17 protein-coding genes are annotated in these 23,122 nt (G+C 38.6%); 7 read left to right on the top strand and 10 right to left on the bottom strand.

Annotation, left to right across the window (positions count from 1 at the left end):
• Nucleotides 1-583: 583 nt before the first annotated feature.
• The 4 genes from HMPREF3179_RS06605 to HMPREF3179_RS06590 all read right to left on the bottom strand — a co-directional run bounded on the left by HMPREF3179_RS06605 (nucleotide 584) and on the right by HMPREF3179_RS06590 (nucleotide 5,687).
• The gene (locus HMPREF3179_RS06605) at nucleotides 584-2,740 is read right to left on the bottom strand and encodes a TonB-dependent receptor (RefSeq protein ID WP_052043584.1); all 2,157 of its coding nucleotides are present in this window, start codon (nucleotides 2,738-2,740) and stop codon (nucleotides 584-586) included.
• Nucleotides 2,741-2,846: 106 nt separating this feature from the next.
• Nucleotides 2,847-3,806: a siderophore ABC transporter substrate-binding protein gene (locus tag HMPREF3179_RS06600; RefSeq protein WP_036558533.1), complete on the bottom strand. Its 960-nt coding sequence runs from the start codon at nucleotides 3,804-3,806 to the stop codon at nucleotides 2,847-2,849.
• Nucleotides 3,807-3,819: 13 nt separating this feature from the next.
• A complete protein-coding gene (locus tag HMPREF3179_RS06595) occupies nucleotides 3,820-4,737 on the bottom strand; it encodes an iron chelate uptake ABC transporter family permease subunit (protein WP_225792250.1) in 918 nt (305 codons plus the stop codon).
• Between the two features lie 35 nt (nucleotides 4,738-4,772).
• Nucleotides 4,773-5,687 carry an ABC transporter permease gene (locus HMPREF3179_RS06590; RefSeq protein WP_036558530.1) on the bottom strand — a complete coding sequence of 305 codons (915 nt, stop codon included), beginning with the start codon at nucleotides 5,685-5,687 and terminating at the stop codon, nucleotides 4,773-4,775.
• A gap of 91 nt (nucleotides 5,688-5,778) precedes the next feature.
• Between HMPREF3179_RS06590 and HMPREF3179_RS06585 the strand changes: the two genes are divergently transcribed.
• Both HMPREF3179_RS06585 and HMPREF3179_RS06580 read left to right on the top strand, forming a co-directional pair.
• Nucleotides 5,779-7,884 (top strand): condensation domain-containing protein, encoded by a 2,106-nt coding sequence (locus HMPREF3179_RS06585; RefSeq protein ID WP_052043583.1) that lies wholly within the window; start codon nucleotides 5,779-5,781, stop codon nucleotides 7,882-7,884.
• 61 nt (nucleotides 7,885-7,945) lie between these two features.
• Nucleotides 7,946-9,523, top strand: a complete 1,578-nt coding sequence (locus HMPREF3179_RS06580) for an AMP-binding protein (protein WP_052043582.1) — start codon at nucleotides 7,946-7,948, stop codon at nucleotides 9,521-9,523.
• 82 nt (nucleotides 9,524-9,605) lie between these two features.
• Here HMPREF3179_RS06580 and HMPREF3179_RS06575 read toward each other — a convergent pair whose 3' ends face one another.
• Genes HMPREF3179_RS06575 through HMPREF3179_RS06555 form a run of 5 tightly spaced genes read right to left on the bottom strand, consistent with a single transcriptional unit; the run spans nucleotide 9,606 to nucleotide 15,844 of the window.
• Nucleotides 9,606-11,204: an ATP-binding cassette domain-containing protein gene (locus tag HMPREF3179_RS06575; protein WP_052043581.1), complete on the bottom strand. Its 1,599-nt coding sequence runs from the start codon at nucleotides 11,202-11,204 to the stop codon at nucleotides 9,606-9,608.
• Between the two features lie 12 nt (nucleotides 11,205-11,216).
• Nucleotides 11,217-12,821: an ABC transporter ATP-binding protein gene (locus HMPREF3179_RS06570; protein ID WP_070470189.1), complete on the bottom strand. Its 1,605-nt coding sequence runs from the start codon at nucleotides 12,819-12,821 to the stop codon at nucleotides 11,217-11,219.
• A 10-nt stretch (nucleotides 12,822-12,831) separates the two neighbouring features.
• On the bottom strand, nucleotides 12,832-13,965 hold the full coding sequence (locus HMPREF3179_RS06565; RefSeq protein WP_070470186.1) for a histidine decarboxylase: 1,134 nt from the start codon (nucleotides 13,963-13,965) through the stop codon (nucleotides 12,832-12,834).
• A 14-nt stretch (nucleotides 13,966-13,979) separates the two neighbouring features.
• Nucleotides 13,980-14,207 (bottom strand): phosphopantetheine-binding protein, encoded by a 228-nt coding sequence (locus HMPREF3179_RS06560; protein WP_036558417.1) that lies wholly within the window; start codon nucleotides 14,205-14,207, stop codon nucleotides 13,980-13,982.
• 2 nt (nucleotides 14,208-14,209) lie between these two features.
• Complete coding sequence (locus tag HMPREF3179_RS06555) at nucleotides 14,210-15,844, bottom strand: (2,3-dihydroxybenzoyl)adenylate synthase (protein WP_036558415.1); 1,635 nt, start codon at nucleotides 15,842-15,844, stop codon at nucleotides 14,210-14,212.
• A 96-nt stretch (nucleotides 15,845-15,940) separates the two neighbouring features.
• Here HMPREF3179_RS06555 and HMPREF3179_RS06550 point away from each other — a divergent pair, with 96 nt between their 5' ends.
• The 5 genes from HMPREF3179_RS06550 (at nucleotide 15,941) to HMPREF3179_RS06530 (ending at nucleotide 22,024) form a co-directional block, all read left to right on the top strand.
• Nucleotides 15,941-18,772, top strand: coding sequence for a condensation domain-containing protein (locus tag HMPREF3179_RS06550; protein ID WP_036558413.1), 2,832 nt, complete (start codon nucleotides 15,941-15,943; stop codon nucleotides 18,770-18,772).
• A gap of 7 nt (nucleotides 18,773-18,779) precedes the next feature.
• Entirely contained in the window at nucleotides 18,780-20,105 is a 1,326-nt protein-coding gene (locus HMPREF3179_RS06545) for a SidA/IucD/PvdA family monooxygenase (protein WP_070470183.1), read from the top strand.
• A 50-nt stretch (nucleotides 20,106-20,155) separates the two neighbouring features.
• A complete protein-coding gene (locus HMPREF3179_RS06540; RefSeq protein ID WP_070470180.1) occupies nucleotides 20,156-20,866 on the top strand; it encodes a 4'-phosphopantetheinyl transferase family protein in 711 nt (236 codons plus the stop codon).
• A gap of 85 nt (nucleotides 20,867-20,951) precedes the next feature.
• Nucleotides 20,952-21,305, top strand: a complete 354-nt coding sequence (locus tag HMPREF3179_RS06535; RefSeq protein ID WP_083290710.1) for a hypothetical protein — start codon at nucleotides 20,952-20,954, stop codon at nucleotides 21,303-21,305.
• 35 nt (nucleotides 21,306-21,340) lie between these two features.
• Complete coding sequence (locus tag HMPREF3179_RS06530; protein ID WP_070470172.1) at nucleotides 21,341-22,024, top strand: hypothetical protein; 684 nt, start codon at nucleotides 21,341-21,343, stop codon at nucleotides 22,022-22,024.
• Here the strand turns inward: HMPREF3179_RS06530 and HMPREF3179_RS06525 are convergent.
• On the bottom strand, nucleotides 22,000-23,122 hold a 1,123-nt coding region (locus HMPREF3179_RS06525; RefSeq protein ID WP_083290709.1), incomplete at its 5' end, for an IS3 family transposase. The two genes, HMPREF3179_RS06530 and HMPREF3179_RS06525, sit on opposite strands and share 25 nt — an antisense overlap.

The following is a 23,122-nucleotide window of genomic DNA, read 5'->3' as shown; positions in this document are numbered from 1 at the left end:
TAAGTCTACGGCCTAAGTATGAACTAAAAAGCCACCTATTTCAATTGGTGGAAATAGGTGGCTTGAGAGCAATTGAAAAATAGAACTAATTAGAAAATAAATAAGTAAAGTAGGATGATTACAAAAATTGGGACTCCCATGAGCCAGAGAATAATGCCTTTCATATCTTGTACCTCGCTTTAAAATTAAAGTAACAATTACATGTTAACAGCTGGGTAATTCTGACGATATAGTTTTTCGTAAAATTTTTGCTGCAAATGTAACAGAACTTATAAGGAGATGGAAACTGCCCTTAAAAAGTCGTTGAGATGATGATCCAGAGTATGAAGACAACAATAATCGGACCAATAATTAACCAAGGTAGTAAGCGTTTCATAATTATATGTGTGATTAAAAGGAGGTTGACGATGAAACTCAATAAAGTAGGGATTTATCATAGCAGACTTCTGTTTTGAGGCTAAGTCAGGCTTAGACCTAATACTTGTTTTATTTCGTTCCTGAGAGATTGAGTTATAAAAATGCCTCTGGTTATAAGTCAGAGGCATTTAGCAAATGAAGGCAATTCAGAGTTAATAATCGAATCCTAGAACTCATATGTTGTTGATATACGGAATGTTCTTGGTGAGCCTATAGCGAGGGCGCCATAATATGGTTTTTCCCAATAAGCTTTGTTTGTTACATTATCAACGCTAGCGCGAACAGTAAGGTATTTGTTATTGCCGACTTTGGCTTTGTAGCGAGCTCCAAAGTCTAATAGTGTATAACTTGGAATCTTTACTTGATTCATAGGATCAATGTATTGCTTGGCGACATGGGTGACATTAGCTGATAAGGTTAGTCCATGTACAAAACTAGCATCCCACTCAACACCTAGTTTTCCTTGCCAGTCTGGCACGCCTGTTGCGTTTTTACCTTTGATGAGCTTGTTTGCTGAATTAGTTATTTCCGCATCAAGAATAGCAATACCTCCTAGAAAGCGTAATCCATCAATAGGCTCACCGATGAAGGTCCACTCTATACCTCTATTTCTTTGTTCGCCATCTGCAACGAAGTAGTTAGTGTAGGGATCAAGGTATCCATCCTTTTTCTTAATTTGGAACACACTCACTGTGTTGTCAAAACCGAGCAAATCGAATTTTAAACCTGCTTCAATCTGTTTAGTTTTATAAGGCGAGAAAACTTCGCCATAGTTGATAGCATTAAATGGAGCGACAGCGCCTTTACTTAGCCCCTCGATATAATTGGCGTAGACTGAGATCCTATCATTAATTCGATAGTTGACCGCAATTGATGGTGTTGTGGCATTAGATTTATAGTGGTCAGTCGGTAAATTTATTCTGCCTGTTAATATTTGATCGGTATTAATTCTAGAGTGTCTTAAGCCTAAGGTTAATAAAAGGCTATCATCAATAAAGCCAAAAGTATTGGCTATACCGTAGTTGATAATATCTGTTTTGGTTTTCCAGTATGGCTCAACTGAGTAAGCAGGTACATCCGAACGCCATTGTGGATTATAGATATTCGTTCTATCGACCCAGCGATATCGGTTTCCAATTAAATGATTGTGTTCATTATAGCTACTGATGTTAGCGACTAGGTGATGGCTGACAGGTCCTGTATTAAAAGATGACTGGATTCCAATCTCACCGCTACGTCGTGTAACCTCATCGCCTACGGCGCCAATGGTTGTATTCATAAAGCCATTGGAATCGACAGTAACTTGTCCTGCATTATAGGCTTTTATATCATGACTACTAATACCAGCGGTGGCATAGAGGGTGGTGTTTTGGGTAAGGTCAAATTCTATTCGCCCCATAATACCTTTGTCCTCTACGTCATTAAAGGTCCACGGCGGATTGATTAATTTTGAGTTTTTTGGAACGCTAGGGAGGGTTAGAACGCCTGGTGCTAACGTGACTCCTCTTGATACGCCGTCAATTTTTTCCTTGCTGGCATAGGCGTCTAACGAAGAACGGAAGCGTTCGCCTTGATAATCAAATCCAATTGAGTAAAGTTGAGTTTCAGTCTCTTGGTGCTCGATTCTAGTATCACCACCTCGTACCATGGCATTTAGGCGAATACCGAATGCATTATTTTCACCAAAACGACGACCAAAATCAAGATGAGTACCAAAAATTGAGTCAGAGCGCCAATCAGCTGAGATGGAGTTGATTGGCTCTGCAGTTGCTCTCTTAGTAACAAGATTAACATGACCGCCTACTGAACCGTAAGGGGGCATTCCATTAAGCATAGTCGATGGTCCTTTGAGAACCTGAATTTGGTCAAACATCTCTGGAGAGCTACGATAAAAGGGTGCAATACCGTAAAGCCCATTCATGCTGACGTCGTAAATACTCGAACGGAAACCACGAATATTATAATCTTCAAGAGGCGAACCAGCTGTGAATTTTGCTGCATGAACGGATGGGTCAGTTTTTGCAATAACATCGGAAATATCCCTTGCGTCAGTATCTTTAATACGTTTTTCGGTATAGCTACTGATACTAAACGGAGCATCTCGAACATCAATATTACCAAGGAAGCCTAGGCGGGAACTGCGAGCCAATTGACCGCCTGAATAAGTGTCAGCTACATGGGCAGTTATTGTTGGGAGCTCAAAAGTTTCGGTTTCTGAGGGAGGAAGTGGAAATCCCTCTTGATGAGTATGAGCTTTTTGAATACTCAGCAATCCAAAAAAGGATATTGCCAGCATCGATTTTTTTACTGTCATTGAATGCATTATATAACCCTAAATATATTTAAAAATGATATTGATAATGATAACTATTATCAATAATAGATCATGTGTTGTAAAATTGCAAGTTTATGTTACCTAGTGTTCTAAGTTAATCATAGGCGCTCCGAACCTCATCGATTATGATCGAAATAGAGGTAGGGCTTGCAGCAGTGGTGTACCAAGCATCGGCGTCGGTAATGATTACTTTTTCATTTTGCCATGCCTTTGTTCTTCTAATTAATGGATTATTTATTTGGTATTTGTCGAGTTCTGGTTGGCGTTCCATAACTGCAGTGCGGTCAATTATGAAGATAATATCAGGGTTGTGTTTGCTGATAAATTCGCTGCTTATTGGTTGTCCATGTAAGCTTGGACTAGCTTCGGTTTCGACAGCAGGCTTAACGCCTAATTCGTTATATATAAAGCCATATCTGGACTCTTGACCAAAATAGTTGAAAGAACCATTATTATGCAGAAGAACTAAAGCACTTTTCGAGCTTTGTTCAGTGATTTTGCGCAATTCAGAAACGCGTGTATTTAATGTAGTCACTAAGTTTTCGGCTTGTTGCTTTCTATTAAATATTGTTCCCAGATCTAATAAGTGCTGGTTAATGGTTTCTATGTGCTGATGGCTTGTCTTGTAATCAATATCATAATGTAATGTGGGCGCAATACGACTTAGCTCTTCATAATGAATGCTATGCAGTGGAGTGATCAGTATCAGATCAGGTTTAGCCATGTAAAGACGCTCAATATTTGGCTGCACAATGGCGCCTATATCTAAACTTTTTTGTTGCTTATAATATGAGTTTAAAAAATGTGGGACAAAGTCACTAACCACGGCTGCAATAGGAATATCTAGGACTTGTAAAAAATCCACGTCATTCATATCTAAGGCAGCAACCTTTTGTGGTGTTGATTTTAATTTTATTTCGCCTAATTGGTGTTGAATTGTAAGAGTTTCTTTTCCTATGCTCGATTGTGTATTGCTATCGTTTTCAGCTGGTTGACAAGCCGTAAAAGCTAGTAGTGTTAGTCCGACGAGTAAGAAGTTTTTCAAAGGTTTCATAGGGCCCTCTAAGCTAAGCATTAAAATTAAGTTTTTTTCCTTTATAAAGAATGTACATCAGAAAAAAACCACCGCAAAAAAGATTAATTAGAATACTAACTGTTGTTTTGTAGTTAAATACGTGTTCAACAAGTAGCTGTGCAGTTAGAAAAAAAATTGAAGAGAGTAAAAAGCCAATTGTTAAGCTATGAATATGGCGGTAGTTATTTGTAATGCTATACGTGATATTTGATATAAAAACCCCCATAAATGCAGTTACACCAATCATGCTTGTTGATATCGCTACTAATACAGAAATAATTAACAAAAACTCTGTTGTTTTTTTTGTGTGGTTTATGCCTAATGAAATACTTTGTTCACGGCCCAGTAGCATGACATCAAGGATAGGTAATTGCTTTATTATTAAAACAATTACGAGGAGAATAGTGATACTTGAAATTAATAAAAGATTTGGTTTTGCTCTATTGAATGAGGTATATGTAAACCCTTGGAATATCGAAAACTCGCTCGGGCTGATCAATAATTGAAAGAACTGAGAAAAAGTGATTATTAATAAGGATAGAACTATTCCGAAAAGAAGTAACAAAAAAGCATCGTTTTTTAAAAATGGGAATATCCATCGGTACAGAATAAGTGAGTAGGTCAGCATGATAGCCGCCGAAAGAAGGAAGTTGCCAGTTACTCCTAAAGCGATTAATGCGCTAATACCGCCTACTAACTGTATAAGCACTTGGATTAATAGGTATAAAGACTCGTATCCCATGATACTCGGGGTAAGAATTCTATTGCCAAATAGCGTCTGAAAAATAATTGAAGAATACGCTACACAAATACTTCCTAGTAAAATCGTTAATAAGCGATTGAACCTCATTCTGATTATGTAATCAGTCTCTAAACCAGACTCATATAGCAAAAAAATGCTGGTCAGCATGAGGAGTATCCCCACCATCAAAGCATATCTTCTTATCACTTAATGCCCCTCTTAAATAAGATCATCGACAAAAAAATCAAGCCACCTATACTACCTGCTGTTAGAGCGATTGGAATTTCATAGGGAAAAATAAGCACTCTTCCAAGGACATCACAAACAAGGAGTAAGGTGGCTCCAGCAATGGCAGTGATAGGCAGAGTTTTTGAGAGATGATCGCCATATCGACGTGCTATGAGGTTAGGAATGACGAGTCCAACAAAAGGAATGGCTCCAACCGTTATGACTATTGTGGCTACACTAAGAGAAACAAGTAATAAGCCGATAATTACCGTTATCGAGTAATTGACGCCGATGCTTTTGGAAAGGTCTCGTCCCATTCCTATAGCAGTAAGACGATAAGCATAAAAATAAGTTAAAGCGATGATTGGAACAATGATATAAATGAGTTCATAGTGACCAGCGACTATTGATGCAAGATCTCCTAATAACCAGCTTTGCATATTTTGCATAATCTGTTGTTGGTATGCATAAAACTCAGCTATCGCACTGATAAAACCACCGAATATTAAACCAATTACAGGGACAAGGGCACTGCTTCGAAACGAGAGCTGGTTAATGATGAATACAAGAATAATAGATGATACAAAAACGCATGCTAAAGCAAAGACCATTTTAGGAAATATGCTTAGGTTTGGTGTTAGTGTTATTGATAAAAGTATTCCTAGTTTTGCTGCATCTAGACCGCCCGAGGTGGCGGGCTCGACGAACTTATTTTGAGTGATGTTTTGCAGTACGACACCAGTGATAGCTAAGCCAATTCCTGCTAGTAAGATGGCGATAAGTCTTGGTAATCGACTAGTAAATAAAATAAACCAACTTAGCTGTTCGACACCCAGAAGAAGAGATATTATGCTTAAAAAAAAACAAGTTGCTATTAAAAAAATTTTCATAATGTATACTAACATTAATTAATAGTAATAATTATCATTACTATTCTTATTTACTTACTATTATAAATGATTTAGCAAAGTGAGCGTTTCGATGACTATCCTTAAACAGAAAATATTAATAACGACCGAAGCAACCTCTGAAGAGGAGAGAGTATGGCTACAGAGTTTTCATAATCAAAAAAATAATTACATAAAGATCTTTGAGCATCATTTTAGAAGTCAGTTTTCACTAGAAAGAGTACGGGAAATTTTATGGGAAGCAGCAAAGGAACTGAGCGAGTATAACTTTCGTTATCAGTTGTCAGACGAAGGGATTCTTGAGCGGCATCTAATAAGCGATTTAGAAAAAGAGGATTTTTTTGTTGCTGAAGAGTCATTAGGAGATGAATATATATGGGATCTAGAAGCGCAGCCGCCCTTTAAAATATATATTTCAGGGCTCCAACATGAGGAAAATTGTTTTTTTCTTCGTGGATGGATTCACCGAATATTAAGTCAAGAGGACATTGAAGGTAAACTGCTCAATTCTTTCCATAAGCTTTTAAATGTCGAAGAACCGCAGATTTCTTTTGCGGAAAATTTAACTTATGATGACATTGAGAATAAGAGTGCTCAGCATATACTGAATGTTTTTCAGAGAATATTAGGAGTTCCTAGCTTAAAGTTAGATGACAACTTTTTTGACTGTGGCGGGCATTCATTGCTTGCTATAAGAGCTATTGCTGAGTGCCGAGATAACTATGGAATCTTAATAGATTTTAATCATTTTTTTCAAGCACCAACGGCAAGAAAGATAGCTAAACTAGCGGTCTATGACAGTGCCATTTCGGATGTAGAGACATGTACAGATGTTAGGGTTGAAGAGCATTTGAAGGCTCCTTTAACATTTGTACAAGATTTTTTGTGGTCTGCTTATAAAGCTTTTGATTGGAGTCATATTTATAATCTGCCATTTGCAGTGCGTTTTGAGAAGCATGTAAACGAGGCTGTTTTTAAGGTAGCATTTGAAGATGTGCTGACAAGGCATGAGGGTCTTAGAACTAAATTTATAGTGGATAACAATGGCTGTGTAATGCAGCACGTTATCCCAATGAATGAGCTGGATGAATACAAGTGGTTTTGGCATAGTGAAGAAAGTCGAGAAGTCTCTTTGAGAGACGAAGCTACTTATTGCTTTGATCTACGCAGAGAGTTGCCTTTTAGAATCAGATTTATTGATGATGCAAAATCACAAAAACAAGTACTTTCGTTTTTAGTACATCATATGGTAATCGACGAATGGTCATTAAATACGATAATGGATGATTTAAAAGTTGCATATAAGTCAAGATTAAACAATAAAAAAACAGAGTGGGCTCAGCCAGCAACGTCAATAATTGAGTACGCTTTACATCAAAGAGTAAATCCATTGAAACCTGAACACCGAGATTATTGGAGGAAGAACTTAAGTGGTGTATCGACTGGTCTAGAGATACCGAAATCTGCTTTGTCTCAAGGAGCAGGAGTCAATATGACTGAGGCAGATTCAGTTTCTGTTCCATTAGCCACAGATTTGTATAGTAGTCTTTTGCTTTTAGCTAAGCGACATAGTGGTTCTGTTTTTACAATGCTTTATTCAGCTGTTGTAATGACACTTTTTAAGGCGGGCCATAAAAAGGATCTGGTTGTAGGAACCTCAGCATCGGGGCGTTTTGAGAAAAAATATATGGATACCGTAGGGTACTTTACCACGATGGTGGCACATAGAATCCCCTTTATGCGTGAGGCTTCCGTGTCTGATTTTTTGATTGAAGTCAGTAAGACGATTGCTTCATCTATGCCCTATGCTGATGTGCCGATCAATGTGATTCAATCTGATTTAGGTCTTGCTGATTTGGAGGGTTTACTTTTTGATGTCTATATCCATATACATTCACATAACTCTTTAAATGGCTTCTTGTTAGATGGAGCTGATGGGGAAATACTTTATCAACAAGTACCGCCTATCAAAGATACATCAATGTTCGCTTTACATTATGAGTTTATGGATAATGTAAATGCTTTGGGTCAGCATGAATTGACTCTGCTATTGACCTATCAAAAAAATATGTTCACATCAGCGACAATTGAGCAGCTAGTGAAGGATTTTCTTTTGAACATACAGTTGTTGAGAACACAGGGTGGTCAGATTGAAGAGCCTTTAGCCTCTTGGTGTTAAATTGGTTTGGTGTTGTTTTACATGAATTAAGGAGTAGATTAAATTAAGGAGTAGATATAACATGGCTGTACGTGAGAATTGTCATTATTTAGGTAGTGTTTATTCAAATCTTTTTGAAACTCCCACCAAAGAAACAGCAATAGTAGCAGGTGATAAGAGGTTCAGCTATGAAGAGTTGGGAGGTGCTGTATTTGACTATTCTAAAGTCATTAGGGAAAGCATTCCGTGCGATAGTGTGAATGAGAAGCCTGTTGTTGCTATATGTTTACCTAAAAGCCCAGAGTTTATCTTTTGTGTTTTAGCTTGCGCTTTTTTGGGTTACATCTGGGTTCCTATTGATCAAGAAGCGCCCGCTAGGCGTATTAATTATCAAATTGATAATTGCCGAGCAGATTTGATAATAAGCGAACAAGGTAAATTTCGGACTCCTTCAGTACGTCATTTGTTTATTGAAAATGTTGAAAGGCGGGAAATTCAGAGTGTGTCAGATCTTCAAGTCTCTCAAACCTTAAGCCGTGATGTTGCTTATTATTTATATACTTCTGGAAGTACAGGTAATCCCAAGTGTGTGGCTTTAAATCATGAGGCTACTAATCACGTATTTGAGCTGACTGTCAGAGAGTGGGATTTAAGCTCCTTAGATGTTTTTATTGCTGTTACACCATTCCATCACGACATGTCTCTTTTTGATATTTTTGTACCTTTAAGTCTCGGTGCTACCTTGGTGATACCAGTGTTGAGTGAAACGAAAAACCCACAGGCTTGGGCTGAGCTAGTGGAAAAAAATAAAGTATCTATTTGGGTTAGTGTTCCAGCCATTGTAGAGATGCTTTATGCATTAGCTAACCCAGAGCAGCTTAAAAGCATTAGGCTGATTGCTCAAGGAGGAGATACTGTATCAACTAAGTTAGTAAATAAAATAAGAGGGTTTAACTCAGAGATGCGGTTATATTCACTAGGGGGGCCTACAGAAACAACGATTTGGAGTATTTGGCACGAAATTAGTAGGAATGATCAAGAAATTATTCCTTATGGAACAGCGCTCAGCGGTAATTGTTATGTGATTTTAGATGAGAATATGAATCCTTGTTTAGTTGGTCAGATAGGCACAATGTATGTAGGCGGCATTAATTTAAGTAATGGTTATGTTAGTGAGGGTGAATTGTCTGAAAGTGAGTTTGTTGAAGTTTTTCTACCTTGTGTAAGTGGTGATTCTTCAAGGGTAAGTAAAGTAATGACTAAGCTGTATAAGACCAGTGATACGGGTTATTTCAGACAAGATGGAAAATTGATTTTTGCTGGAAGAAAGGATGACTATATCAAATTCAATGGTGTAAGGATCTCGGCATATGAGGTTGAATTAGCTATTCAAGAGATAAATGAAGTGGCGAGAGCTATTGTAGTAGCGGTGGATAACCCAATGCATGACGATGTCCAAGAATTAGTCGCTTTCTATATTTTAAAAGCAGGGTTGAAGTTGAAGTCAGATTTTTTGCTCCGCAATCAATTAAAACATATACTGCCAGATTCCCATATTCCGACACGATGGATGGCTATGAATTTCTTTCCGCTTACAGTAAATGGAAAAGTCGATAGGAAACAGTTACGCAATATTGCCAGGATAAGGTTAAGCGCTTAATTTGTCGGTTTCTATAGTTCTGATAATTGTTTGTGAGCCATCCACTAATTTTAAAAGTAGTGGATGGCAATGGTTTAGCATTTTAGTTTATTTGTTTGCTAGTTTTAATCTCATTTTTGGGCTTATCAAGCGTTACTGTTTGGGTGGGTCTCCAGAGCTCTCCGTTGTTGTGGGTGACATAAATTATCGTGCACTCGCGATTAATTAGGTAATCGATAATCTTTTTCTCGGTCGTAGTATCAACTGCTGAAGTTGGTTCATCTAAAAGAAGAATTGGTGTATTTTTAAGAATGGCACGGGCTAGGCAAATTCGTTGCGCTTCACCACCCGAGAGTGCGGAGCCTTGCTGTCCTACAGACTGCTCTAGACCTAAGGAGTCGCGTTCTATAAGTTGAGTTAAGTCCAGAGCCTCAATAACTTCATGAACGGCTTTATTATCAACATTAACTAATCCATATGTTAGATTTGATAGTAACGAACCTGTGAATATAATCGGTTCTTGAGGGACATAAGCTATTAACTTTGCAATGGAAGTCGTAGATATGTCTCTTAGGGAGTGGTTGTCGATCTTGATATGGCCTATTCCAGGATCATCGAATCTCATTAACAAATCTATTAATGTGCTTTTGCCTGCGCCACTTTGTCCTTTAATCCAAACCCGTTCTCCGTAGGGGATTGTAAGTTTTATATCACGAAGAGTTGGGCCGTGAAGACTAATTGAAACCTCAATGTTTGGCTTCAATTTAATGGTGTTATTATTGTTTGATTGCTCTAGCTTCGGAGCGTTGATAACTTTTTTATAGTTAGTTAAGGTCGCCCTAAAGTCATGCCAGTTGATAATTGTTGAGGAGGTGTCCTCTAAGGTGGCAGTGAGTCTATTAGATAAGATTGCTAAAACTAATAAATAAGCGGCTGAAAAAGAATATAGTGCGCCGATATAAACGCTTAGTAGAATCGGGAGGAATTTGCATAATTGACTCAAAATAATTGCTGCCGTTGCCGATTTGTTGAGAGAGTCTTTTTCTTTAAGTTCAGTATTCCAGTGTGGCGTTAAGAAATTACTAAGCGAGTCTACACCTTTGAATGATTTAAAAAGGTCGATCTTCTCAATAGTTTCGTTATAAGCTTGATGTTGCTTTAAGTTGTTGGCATGGCGGTCTTGATCTACTTTCTTTAAGTGAAGCTGTGATATAGTTAAGCCCAAACAAGCAACAATTGCAATGATAAAAACAGCAAAACCTAGCTTGATATCAATAACTAAACCGATGGTCAGTATCATGCCTAAAGGAATTAAAGGGGTATGTATGAGTCCTTGTAGCTGGTGCGCAGGGATACTCATAAGTTGAGGAATATTTTCACTTGCTACAATCAAAGTAAGTACACGGTTATCCGAACTAAACCATGCAGGTTTTGTTTTTGATAGAGAGTGACCTAAGAAGCGAAATAAATCGCCTGCTAGTGCAATGCCAGTTAAAAAACCAGAGCGTGTTACAGTTGTAGTAATAATTATAGCTATAAAAGAACTAACAAAAATAGTAAAGGTAGAGCTTTTGCCTATGATGGCGAGTGATAGATAAGCATAAGCAATACATTCAGCCACAGCAACTAAGAGCCAGCCTAGGCAAATTTTAATAAGTCGGTGTTTAGATTCATGTGTAATAAAAATGATTGGATTTTTCACGAGCAGCTTCCATCAAAGAATAATTTGTCCATCTAATTTATAAACCTTGTCAGCAAGAGAGGCTACCTCTTCGTCATGGGTGACTAGAAGAACGGTATTGTTGTGTCTTTCAACATGTTCTTTTATTATTTTCATTGTTAGTATTGACAGTTCTTTATTTAAGGCGCTCGTAGGCTCATCTAGCAGAATGATGGGAGTTCCCCTTAATAAGCTAAGCACAAGGAGGAGTCGTTGTCTTTCACCTCCTGAAAGTTGGGAGACTGGGGTATTAGTATTGTGTTCAAAGTTTAATCTTCTTAGCATGTCAAGAATTTTAGAGGGTTCGATGTTTGGTTCAAGAATATTCAAATTTTCTTCTATCGTGCCAGAGATTAAATTTAATTTTTGAGGCATATAGGATACCCATTGATGTCGGTTTTTTAGGCTTAAATTTGCAGCATCTAGAGAATTGAACAATATGCTGTCTTCTTTAATGTCATCAAAACCTGCAATCATTCTTAACAGGGTGGACTTGCCACTACCACTTGCTCCCATAAGCACCGTAATTTTTCGTGGCAAGCAAATGATATTTAACTCCTGTGAGGTTATATTGTCTCCAGTGATATGAATGTTTTTGATGGTTAGGCTAATATCCTGATTTTCACTTGGAAACAGTAGGTTATTATTCTGGTTAAGGGTTGATAGGGAAAAGAAGTCCGTAATTCGCAAAGCTGATCGGATACCACTTTGTAAATAGTCTAAACCATGACCTAGTTTTAATACTGGTGCTATAAAAGTTAAACTGAAGAATAGAGTACAAGCTAGAGGTAAAAAGCCCTTATCTTTCGCAACATAATAGCCGATGGTAAGTGTAGCAACGGGCTGTAAAAAAGCGGTTGCTATTGCTGCAAAGGTGGCAACTTTCTTAACCCAAAATGTCATGCTTAACGTAAATTCATCTGCTGCAGTTAAGTAGGTTTTTAGTGCTCCTGTAGACTGTCCAAATATTCTATTTACTTTGACGCCACGGCAATAGTCATTAACTGCTGAAATCATATTGTGCATTACTTTTATTCTTGCCTCTCCGTCTCTTGCTGTGGTTTTAGGGACAATCCACAAGTAGTAAAGGGATGCTAATATCGCAGGAACAATGGTTAGCAAACCCTGAAAGCCAGTTATAGTGAGGATTAATACAAGACTGATGAGGGGAGAGATAATAAAAACAGATAACTCTGATGGAAGGTGAGCTATAGCGTGGTGTAAATTGCTAACATCCTCATTTAGAAGACGCTTCATCTCATTTTCATCATACTTAGTACGTTTTTTTGTTGATAATAAGGCTAGTTTTTCAATTAGGCTTTTCTTAAGAGAGTGACTGATTTTATTTTCTGCTTTATGCGCAAGAAAACTTGAGCTCCCATAACTTAAAGCAGATATAGTCCAACAGATTAGACTATACAAACAATGACTTAAGAGCGTCTTTTCTAGAAATAACAATAGAAAGTACAAGCCTAGGAGTTGTAAGGCGCTGCTTATAAAAATTAACGCAGTACTGAAGAAGAGCGTCTTTTTTTGCGGTGCTATATGTGAATAAACTAGTGGGTGTTTAAGTGCTTTGGCTAAATTTAGAATTAGCATAATAGAAGACTCACTGATCAGTAGCTACATCATGAATAATTTGGTCGATTAATTGGGGATACCTATGATGAGGAGTGATAACTAGGTGCGTTAGTTTTTTGGTTGCAGCTAGACCATAGCGCCTCCAAACTTTTTGTGAGGGGGACGGGAATACGACAGTTATAGAGTTTTTGTGACGCCAAGCAGGTATGTTGTGTCGATTAAATTGTTCAATTGCATAATCAGCTAATTTAAAGCAGCCATGAACAAGATCTTTCCAGTATTGGTCGCTTGTCTCATGTAGTCGATACCAAAGCATTAGCGGCGCTAAACCATTACGAGATCCTGATAAGGTCATGTCAAGAGAGTCGATATAGTCAATTGTTGAAGAAATGTTATCAATATATTGTTTTTTTGTTAAAACTATTCCATAGGGGAAAGGGGAGCCAATGAATTTATGGCCAGATATAGCAATAGAATCTATTCCATCTTTGAAATTGTGGGGTTGAGGGTCTTTAACAAAGGGGAGAATCATCCCACTTAATGCGGCATCAGCATGAATGTGGTATTCGTTTTGTGAGAAACCAAGATTATGAAGTCCTTGATGAATCAAATCTATGGGGTCTACTGCACCAGTCAGAGTGGTGCCGATATTAGCGATTATAATAGGGTTGTGTGGAGGGTTTTGGGCAATTGCTCTGAATAGCTTATTGTGTTCTATAGTACCATCTGAAGAGGTGGGAATTTCTTGTGTTTTTACATCGAGAACTCTTAAAGCTTTTTTTATTGAATAATGACTTTGATCTGAGTAGTAAAATATACTGTTTTTGAATCGTTCACGAGCCAGATAACAGCCGAATAAATTGCTCTCAGTACTACCACTTGTGAAATAACCCCACATGGTTTCGCATTGTATTTTATAAAGGCTGGCAAAGTAATATAAAACGTCCTTTTCAAATTCGAAAGAGTTTAGCTTGTAGTTACTAGGCTTAGACCAGTCGCCACAATTATTTAACGAGTACTCTAGAAAGGGGAGCAACGCCTCATAGTCAAAGAGGGCTGACTCGGGGTATCCTATATTTGAATATTTATTTCTTTTGCAATACTCTAAAAAGAGTTGAAGTTTTTTTGGTAATTGGTTATCGATTTTAGTTGAATTATCCATAGCCGTCCTTTATCCTAGATGCGCTCTTTGATTAATTGCCACCATTCATTTAGGATGGGTGCTTTAGCTAATTCTAGATATTCAATTGTGATTCCTTTTTGTTTTAGATAAGTTGCTATTTGCATTATGCGGATTGAGTCTAAACCATAAATAATTAAGTTCTCATTAGGATCTAGTGAGTTCTCGTAAGCCATAATTTCTTGGACATATTGTGTTAGTTCTTCTAGGGTTAGAGTGGACATTGCTAAATACCTCGTGGATTAAAATTTTTTCGCAACAATTTCTTATCAGGTTTTCCAATAGGAGTGAGCGGTATGTTCTCTACTATTGTCATCGAGTCAGGTAATTTATAATCAGATAAACCTTTATCCAGTAAGAAACGTCTTATATCAGTGATGTCTAAGTTCTTGTTGTTGGTAGTTATAAAGGCGTGAGTTTTTTCGATATATGTGTGGTCGGGGATTGAGACGATAGCGACATTTTGGATATCTTCATGCTTAATCAGAATTTCCTCAATTTCTTCAGAAGCAATCTTTTCGCCAGCTCTGTTGATTTGATCCTTAATTCGGCCTACTACCTTCAAGTGTCCCGTTGGTGTCAGTTGCACTAGATCGCCGCTGTAATAAAACCCATCTTCATCAAAAGCGGTTTGGTTATGCTCTTTACTTTTATAGTAGCCTCGGAAAGTGTAGGGGCCACGTGTAGCCAACATGCCTGTTTCGCCGATCTCAGCTTCATTACCTTGCTCATCAATAATTTTAATTTCATCGTAGTGGGATAAAGGCTTTCCTTGTGTTGATACTATGATATCAAGAGGATCATCAAGGCTTGTGTAGTTAACTAAACCTTCAGCCATCCCAAACACTTGTTGAAGTTGGCATTGAAGTTTTTCAACTGTTTGACGTGCTATTTGTTCGGGGAAATAGGCGCCGCCTACATGTAAAAGTTTTAAAGATTTTAGTTTATTGATGTACTGATCAGGCTGGTTTATCCATGTAATCACACTGCTGGGAACTAGTGAGGTGGTATTGATCTCATGTTTAGCAACTAAATCGAAACATAGCATGGGTTCTGCACTTTCAGCCATAATAATCGTGCCTCCTTTTGATAAAACACCAAGGACGCCAGGTGAGCTTAAAGTAAAGTTGTGGGCTATTGGCATTGCGCATAGGTATTTGGTATCAAGGTTATATCTAGCTAATTCGGCGCTTGCCTGCGCATTATATAAGTAGTCATTGTGAGTGCGTGGAATAAGCTTTGGGATACTTGTGCTGCCTCCAGATAATTGAAAAAGAGCTACTTGATCTGGAGGAGTGTGATTAGGTAGTGAAACAGTTCGCAAACTTTGCTTCTTTACGTTAATCCAATGATCTAGGTCTAGGTCAGAATCTGTATCGTGTAGCTTTAAAATCACTTGTGGAAGTGATAAGTTTGAGTTTAGGTGTTTGAGATATTTATCGTTTTGAAATAGTTCATGTTGTGCACAGACTATCATTAGCTTTGGTTTAATCTGTGTAATAAATGAGTTCAGCTCATGCTGACGATGCTTGTAAATTGCATTTAAAGGAACGATTCCCGCTTTAATTAGGGCAAAGAAAACTATTAAAAACTCAGCTACGTTGGGGAGCTGGACAAGAGCGGTGTCTCCTTTTTTAAGTCCGACTGAAATAAGGTTGTATGCAAGGTTGTCAGAGAGCTCATGTAATTGCTTGTATGAGAATTTACGTTCATTGCATATTACCGCTGTTTTGTTGCCATTGAGCTTGAGGCTTTGATTAAGAAGTTCTGTGAGTGGAAGGTCTTTCCATAGGCCGTGTCTTCGATATTTTTTTGCTAAATGAGTAGGCCAAGGTGTAAAAGATATCAGACTTTCTTTCATTGCAATTTTTCCTCTTAAATGATGAGCGTTTGATAATTATAACGATAATGGTTATCATTTTCATTGAAGCTAAGATTAATTCGAAATTATTAAATTATGAATCGATATCCATTAACACCAATGCAGCAAGCTTGTTGGTTTGTTCGTGTTGCTAATCCAAAGCAACAAGTTTTTGATCACTTGTATCTTGAGTTTGAAATGAAATCAATAAATCTCAATGGTTTATCGACTAGTGTTGTCCGATTGTTTGAAGAAAATAAAGCGTTAAGATTAGGGATAGACAAAAATGGGAATGCATGGTTTGCGCCTCTGTCAGATATTCATACATTAGAGGTGGACGACATCAGTGGACTTTCAGATGAAGAGCAAGTTGTGTTCTTGGAGAGTAAGCGTAAAGACTGGTCGCATCAACAGTTAGAGGTTGCTACAGCTACAGTGGCTAGATTTTCTGTAAGTGTTTTAAAGTGTTTGCCGAAAGGGGAAGTTACTGGTCGCTTACATATTGATGTGGATTTGATTGCTTTGGATCCAACTAGTATCAGAGCTATGGTGCATAAGTTGGCATATTATTGTGCTTTAGAAAAATGTTGTAACTCTGATCTTAATGGCCTTAAAAAGCTTTTATCAGAAAGAGAGGTGTTAGCAAACAAAGATGTAGTTGAAGTGTTTTTGAAATCGCCATATTGCTCGAAAAAATGGTGGAAACAAAAAATACAAAAGCTATATCCTCCGCCGAAATTGCCATATCATAAAGGACAGCAATTTGTAAAAAGTCAGTCAATTCAAAGGCATTTGGAGCAGTCAAAAAGCAATGGAATCAGGCGAATTGCTAATAGAAATGGGCTAACTACTACAGAGTTAATGCTTGCTATTTTTTCGTTTGTTTTGGGTTCGAAGTTAAATCAATCATGCTTTAGGTTAAGTGTGCCTGTTTTTGTTGACCAAATAGACTGTTCGCTACTTGAGAGAAAATTAGGCGAGAGAGCTAATTTTACTCTACTAAATGTAGATTTAACGGATAAGGAGGTTGCTTTAAATGAGTGGTGCAAAACTTTTGCGTATCAGTTTAGAGAGTTGTTAGATAATATTAGTGTCTCTGGTGTTGATATTTTAAGGGAGTTATCAAAGCAAAAACAAGAAATTCAGATGGCTCCTGTTGTCTTTACTTCAGCTATAGATTTACCGGAGAAAGTTTTATTCGAATCAATAGTTTCAGAAGAGCTGGGTGAGTTGTGTTGGTCTTTATCTCAGTCTGCGCACACTACGATTGATCTTCAAGTCAGTCAAATAGGTAGCGGATTGTTTTTCAATATGGATGTGAGAGAAGATTTAATCCCAGTTGGGTGGGCGGAGGATATTTTAGCAACATTTTTGTGTGTTATAGAGCAGTTAGTAGAATCAGAACATTTGCTAAAGATAAGTTTAAGCAAATTTTTTGGTGATCTTCAAGTTGAAACTAAAAAGCCATTAACGTCACTACAAAAAAGTTACTTGCTGGGGAGATCAGCAGCTTTACCACTCTCATGTTCGATGCAAGCATGTCATGGATTCATTGGCTCTCTAGCGCATGACTGTGTACATGAAAATCTGCTTTATCTTGTGCGGATTCACTCAGCATTGAGAGTTTGTATTGAGCAAGAGGGACAAGCGCCGACACAGCATATCGTCAACTCAGAAATAATGAATTATTCCGAGTTTGATTTTAGAGACTTAGAGGTGGGTGGTGCATGGTCGAAAATTGCTTCGGAATGGCAGCGATGGTCTATGCCGGCAAAGAGTTCAGAGCGTCCTTTATGGGAGGTTGCTGTCTATATTCTCCCAGGAGAGCAAACTGTAGTTTTCACTCGTTTTGATGGTTTGATTTTAGATGGTCGGAGTATCGCTCAAATCATCTGTCAATTATGCGGTGATGCGCCAATCGTGAGTACGAACGTCACAGAATTAAGCGAAGACTTTGAGTCGAGTGGCTATTCTGAGGCTCAAAAATATTGGCTTACAAAAATCCAGAGTTTTCCAAGTTTAAATGACATCCCTTGGCAGATGGATTTGAATAGCCTCATCCGCGTTAATTTTGGGCGAGAGGTTACGGTTATACCATCAAGCCTTGTGGAGCGGGTCGCAAGTGAGGGCGCAAAACTAGGTCTCCTTAAAAATACAATACTTATGGGTGCGATTGCTCAAGCTATGACGGATTCTTTTAGTGCGAGTGTTTATTTTGCTATCCCTGTGTTGCCATCATATAAGGGGGCTTTAGCCAATCAGTCAACTTTTATTGCAGCCCATTATAGTAAAAACAAAAAAGTTAGTTTTGAAAGTTTTAGGCATTTACAAGAGGATGTATTAAATGGTTTACAAAATATGAGTTTTTCTGGTGTTGATTTATCACGTGTGGTGTGTGAACGGCACAAGACAATAATTCCTTTTCCATTGGTCATTACTAATACATTGTCTTGGCCAGTACTTAGCTCGAAGAGTGCTATGAAAAAAATTTTTGAATCGATTCAGACTCCTCAAGTTGCATTAGATATAAGGTTTGGATTTAACGAAGAGGGGGATTTAGTCGTAGCAGGAGACTTTGTTGAAGGGGTCTTTACGAATACCCAAATAAAGAACCTGTTAGGTCAGCTCGAATACATTATGCGAACTTTGGACTCTAAAGAGAAACTGCAACATAAAGTAATAAGTAGACAGAGTTTAAGCTTAAGTCGATTAACTAAGATTTATGCGTCGGTCCTAGCTTATAGATTAGCGACCCCGTTGGATGTCAAAGAGGATTTGTTTGAATTGGGTTTAGAGCTAAAGCACTTGAGGAAGATAGTAGAGCAGTTGAAAAATGAATTCGGTCTAGATGTCGGTGTAAGTCAATTGGTGTCATGCCGTAGTTTGGAGGGCGTTTTTTCATTGTTAAGTGGATTAAAAGAGGAGTAGAAATATTATGAATATGGCTGTAGATTTATTGGGAGTAGGCTTAGGACCATTCAATTTGGGGTTAGCTGCGCTTCTTAGCAAATATCCTCAGTTTAAAAGCGTTTTTGTTGAGCGCCAAAACGGGTTTAGTTGGCATCAAGGCATGCTTTTACCAGGGGCTACTTTGCAAGTGCCTTTTTTGGCCGATTTAGTTAGTATGGCAGATCCAACGCATCCTATGAGTTTTTTAAACTATTTGCATTTAAACGATCGATTATATGCTTTTATGTATTTAGATAGAAGCTTAGTTTTCAGAAGTGAATATAATCATTACTGTCAATGGGTTGCTCAACAGCTTGATAATTGTAGTTTTTCGGAAGAGCTAGTAAGAATCAGTTACGATAAAACAACTGAGGTATTCAGATCGAAAACAATAAAAGATTCAACAGCAAAGTATTATGATAGTCAGAATATTGTTATTGGTATTGGTACAAGACCTTATATACCATCGTGTTTTCTTAAGCTTAGGCACCCCCTTATCACACATTCGGCAAATTTTTTGACTTGTTGGGAGCGGCTAGTCGAGTGCCGTAACGTGACCATTGTCGGCGGTGGTCAGAGCGCTGCCGAGTGCGTTTTGTTTTTATTGTCTAAAATGACGCCAGAAAGACTGGTTAGAGGTGATACTATTCGTTGGATAACACGTTCACCAGGCTTTAATCCCATGGAGTTTTCAAAACTAGGACAAGAATGTTTTACTCCAGCTTATATGAGTTATTTTCAACAATTAGAAAGAAATGTTAGGCATAGTTTGGCCGACTCGCAGGGACAGCTTTATAAGGGAATTAGCTTTTACACTATCGCTGATATCTTCGATAAGATATATGAGCAATCAGTAGGAGGTGGGCGACATTGCTTGAGTTTGTACTCCTCAACAGCTGTGGTCGATGTTGAATTATTTAATAAAAGTGGAGTTGAGTGTTTTGGTCTTTTGGTAGAGCACCGAGATTTGAAACAAAAGGTTATTTTAGAAACAGATGCAGTGGTATTAGCTACAGGATATAAGCAGATTTGGCCCGAATGGTTTGAGAGCCTTAAAAAGGACATTTTGCTAACTGACGAGTATGGTGATTTTATCGTTAACGACGATGGTAGTTTAATGTTTAAGGAGAATCTTAAAGGTAAAGTTTTTGTGCAAAATGCTGAAGTTTATCATCAAGGCGTGGGCTCACCGGATTTAGGCTTAGCGGCTTATCGAAACGCTATCATCGTGAATAAGTTATTGGGTGGGAAATATTATTACGTCACTCCACCTAAAAAAACAGCTTTTCAAAATTTTGGTTTGGTTACATAATTTAAAGTATGAATGCTCGCTTCATTAGTTATACAGGATGATTTTTAAATTTGACTCTTACAGATTTAGAAGAAGCCCTTTATCGGATAGCCAAAAAACAGAATGGCCTTGCATTAAGTGTTTTAGCTAATAATCCAGATGTTTTAAAGGAGTGGCTGCAACGATGCTCTGTTTCAACAAAAGAAAAGATTGAGACACTAAGTTTAAAACGACAGTGTTCATTCATGTTGGGTCGTTTGGCAGCCTATAAAGCGTTAAGGAAGCTTAATTTTGTATCTTCGGAGCAATTTATATTTCATCAATTAGAGTTGGTGAAATATGAGGATTCTTATAGAAAATTGTGGTCCAATGGATGCAGAGGGAGCTTAAGTCATTCCCAAGAGTTTGTTGTAGCGATGGTTGGATTGGATAGTGTTTATAAAGGTGTTGGGGTAGATACAGAAGTATGTTTAGCGCCTGAAGTGGCCAATCAGATATGCTGGGATGTTATCAGCAAAAGTGAACTGGAAATAGCCTTGTCGTATGGCTTGAGTTTTGAGGAATCAGTGACTTTAATATTTTCGCTAAAAGAGTCTGTTTTTAAAGTACTTACGCTTGAGGTTCAAAAAGACTTTCATTTTAAAAATTTGAGTTTGGTGTTTTTAGATAATGGAAGTGCTGTGTTACGAATGAAAAAAACAAATTATGCGGATCTCAAGTTAAATTTTTATGTCAGTTGGACCAGTTTTAAGGGTTCATTTTTTACTTTTTGTCTGATATAGGCATTCAAGTGTTATAGAATGATCGGTTAAGATAACTATTGCTAAACTGGACAAAGCAATTGACTTTCTAAGGAAGGTAGTTATCATGATGACTAGCAAATTAACACGCTCTTTATTCTTTTCAGCTGTTTTAGTTATCTGTTTTTCTAATCCGGCTCTTTCGTCTCCGTCCTTAGAATACTGGACGATTGCTCGGTGTGCAGCTATGATTAGCTCTGAGTTTGGCGCGGAGTCTTTGCAGAAGGACTGGAATGCCGCTGCAGCTGCATTGTTGGAGCAGCAGGATTATCCTATTGAAAGATATGAGGCGATTCAACGTCATTTAGAAGAGTATCTTGCTAAATCTGAGTTACAGGCAAAAGGTGGTGGAGAATTAAGTACTTTACGCTGTTTTAGGTTGTTAGAAGAGCCAGAGTTCGTTGAGTTAATGGTTGATTAAGTTAATGTGTTTCTAGAGCAAGATGGATTTAACCCATGAAACAACGCCTATTATTCATTGCCATTGCCATAACGGCGTTACTGCTTGTCTTTAAAGATACACCGCATTATCACGCATTATTTAATAAAAATAAAGCCGCTGAAAAAGAGCGTCAAGCACTTGCTTTTGATGATCATTACCCAGAGGCTCAATGTCGGGTGGCGCTGCCCTTGAGTTACGAGAGTGATGAAGAAGCGGCCCGTAAAGACTATTATTTTTATACGCAATACATCCACCTAAAGCCGCAGCCATTTAATCTCGATTCTTACACCACATCTGAGGGAGCGGTGGTAGAGTCTTATGGCTTTCATGAGCCTTGCCCGCTAGTATTCAATCAGTTCTTGCTCGTGGATCTTTATCCTGAGGAAGTGCGTGTTGATTACCTTGAACGGAGTAAGGGGCTTGAGACACAAAGTGCATTTACCGTAGATGAAGAAAGTGTTTGCGTTATCCAAGTCGCTTTGCCCCTTGTATATGTAGATATGACGTCTCTAGTTCAGGCTCATCTAGAGCAACGCTTGAGCTCCTTTGAGGGCATTAGGGATCAAAGCCTGTCAGAGGAGCAGTTAACGCAAATCATGAGTCTAGGTTTTAGTAGCTCATGTGATGAGGTGATGTCCGATTACGGTATTTGTCAAGCGAGTTGTCCGATATTTCATGCCGCTAAGTTCACGGTTTGACGTTGAGTTAGCTGATTCTCTGATGGGTTGAGGTACACCTCTGCCACCGGTTCCCAATTGCGTGTTGTGCGTCCTTTCCAGCGTTCAGACTTTGCCTGTTTTGCTGCCTCATAGACCTGCGCACGCTTTGCCAAGATCTCTCGGTCTTGCCCTTGGTGACGCGCCTGTGGCGTCACATAGCGAATGCCGCTATGGCAATGCTGTGTGTTGTACCAGGTGGTAAAGTCTTGCGCCCATTGACGGGCTTCTGTGATGTCGGCAAAGGGCTTATTAGGGTAGTGAGGCATGTACTTAAGGGTCTTAAATAAAGACTCAGAATACGGGTTGTCATTGCTAGTCGCCGGACGACTAAAGGACGGCATGACGCCTAGCTGCTGTAAGGTAGCTAGCATCGTGGCACCCTTCATCGGACTGCCGTTGTCGGAATGCAGTACGAGCGTTTCTCGCTGCACGTTGTGTTTCACGCAGGCGCGACGAATCAGTTGAGCTGCATGCTTTGCGCTCTCTTCCAGATGCACCTCCCAACCAACAATCAGACGACTATAGATATCAACAATCATGTAGAGGCGATAGAACTGACCTTTGACCGTCGATTTTAAGTAAGTAATATCCCAGGTCCATACCTGATTCGGTGCCTGAGCTACCCACGCCGTCGGTTTTACGACCTTGCGAGGCGCTTGCGCCTTACCACGGTGCGCCAGTTGATTGTACTCTTTAAGTACTCGGTAAAAGCTTGACTCAGAGGCGATATAAATCCCCTTATCAGCTAACTTCGGCACGATCTGAGAAGGCGGCAAATGCCTGTATTCCGGCTGATTACACGTCGTAATCATCAATGCTTTCTCCGCTTTTGTCAGGGCGTGCGAATAAGTGCGTTTCCCCGGTTGCTGACGCTTATCATGCAAGTCCTCAGCCTGCTCCCAACGTCGTAAATTACGGCAACTAATTCCAAGGATATCGCAGGCAGCTTGACGCCGCGCACCGGACTGTACCGCTTCATTGACCAGCGTAACGGCTATCTGTTTGGTCTCAGCAGGAATTAATTTTCCTCGTTGTCCCCCCAGATAGCCCGGGCTTTTTTTGATAAGGTCAATAAGG

It is taken from the genome of Oligella sp. HMSC09E12 (assembly GCF_001808505.1).
In the GTDB taxonomy this organism is placed as follows: Bacteria; Pseudomonadota; Gammaproteobacteria; order Burkholderiales; family Burkholderiaceae_B; genus Oligella; species Oligella urethralis.
The sequence above is the reverse complement of the archived record's forward strand: the minus strand, read 5'-3'. Positions and strand labels throughout refer to the sequence as shown.

Excerpts from the sequence above, each read along its gene's own strand:
- HMPREF3179_RS06560 (WP_036558417.1), bottom strand. The coding sequence starts at position 14,207 with ATGTCCACTCTAACCCTAGAAGAACTAACACAATATGTCCAAGAAATT.
- HMPREF3179_RS06555 (WP_036558415.1), bottom strand. The coding sequence starts at position 15,844 with ATGAAAGAAAGTCTGATATCTTTTACACCTTGGCCTACTCATTTAGCA.
- HMPREF3179_RS06545 (WP_070470183.1), top strand. The coding sequence starts at position 18,780 with ATGAATATGGCTGTAGATTTATTGGGAGTAGGCTTAGGACCATTCAAT.
- HMPREF3179_RS06570 (WP_070470189.1), bottom strand. The coding sequence starts at position 12,821 with ATGCTAATTCTAAATTTAGCCAAAGCACTTAAACACCCACTAGTTTAT.
- HMPREF3179_RS06600 (WP_036558533.1), bottom strand. The coding sequence starts at position 3,806 with ATGAAACCTTTGAAAAACTTCTTACTCGTCGGACTAACACTACTAGCT.
- HMPREF3179_RS06605 (WP_052043584.1), bottom strand. The coding sequence starts at position 2,740 with ATGCATTCAATGACAGTAAAAAAATCGATGCTGGCAATATCCTTTTTT.
- HMPREF3179_RS06585 (WP_052043583.1), top strand. The coding sequence starts at position 5,779 with ATGACTATCCTTAAACAGAAAATATTAATAACGACCGAAGCAACCTCT.
- HMPREF3179_RS06580 (WP_052043582.1), top strand. The coding sequence starts at position 7,946 with ATGGCTGTACGTGAGAATTGTCATTATTTAGGTAGTGTTTATTCAAAT.
- HMPREF3179_RS06530 (WP_070470172.1), top strand. The coding sequence starts at position 21,341 with ATGAAACAACGCCTATTATTCATTGCCATTGCCATAACGGCGTTACTG.
- HMPREF3179_RS06595 (WP_225792250.1), bottom strand. The coding sequence starts at position 4,737 with ATGCTGACCAGCATTTTTTTGCTATATGAGTCTGGTTTAGAGACTGAT.
- HMPREF3179_RS06550 (WP_036558413.1), top strand. The coding sequence starts at position 15,941 with ATGAATCGATATCCATTAACACCAATGCAGCAAGCTTGTTGGTTTGTT.
- HMPREF3179_RS06565 (WP_070470186.1), bottom strand. The coding sequence starts at position 13,965 with ATGGATAATTCAACTAAAATCGATAACCAATTACCAAAAAAACTTCAA.
- HMPREF3179_RS06590 (WP_036558530.1), bottom strand. The coding sequence starts at position 5,687 with ATGAAAATTTTTTTAATAGCAACTTGTTTTTTTTTAAGCATAATATCT.
- HMPREF3179_RS06535 (WP_083290710.1), top strand. The coding sequence starts at position 20,952 with ATGATGACTAGCAAATTAACACGCTCTTTATTCTTTTCAGCTGTTTTA.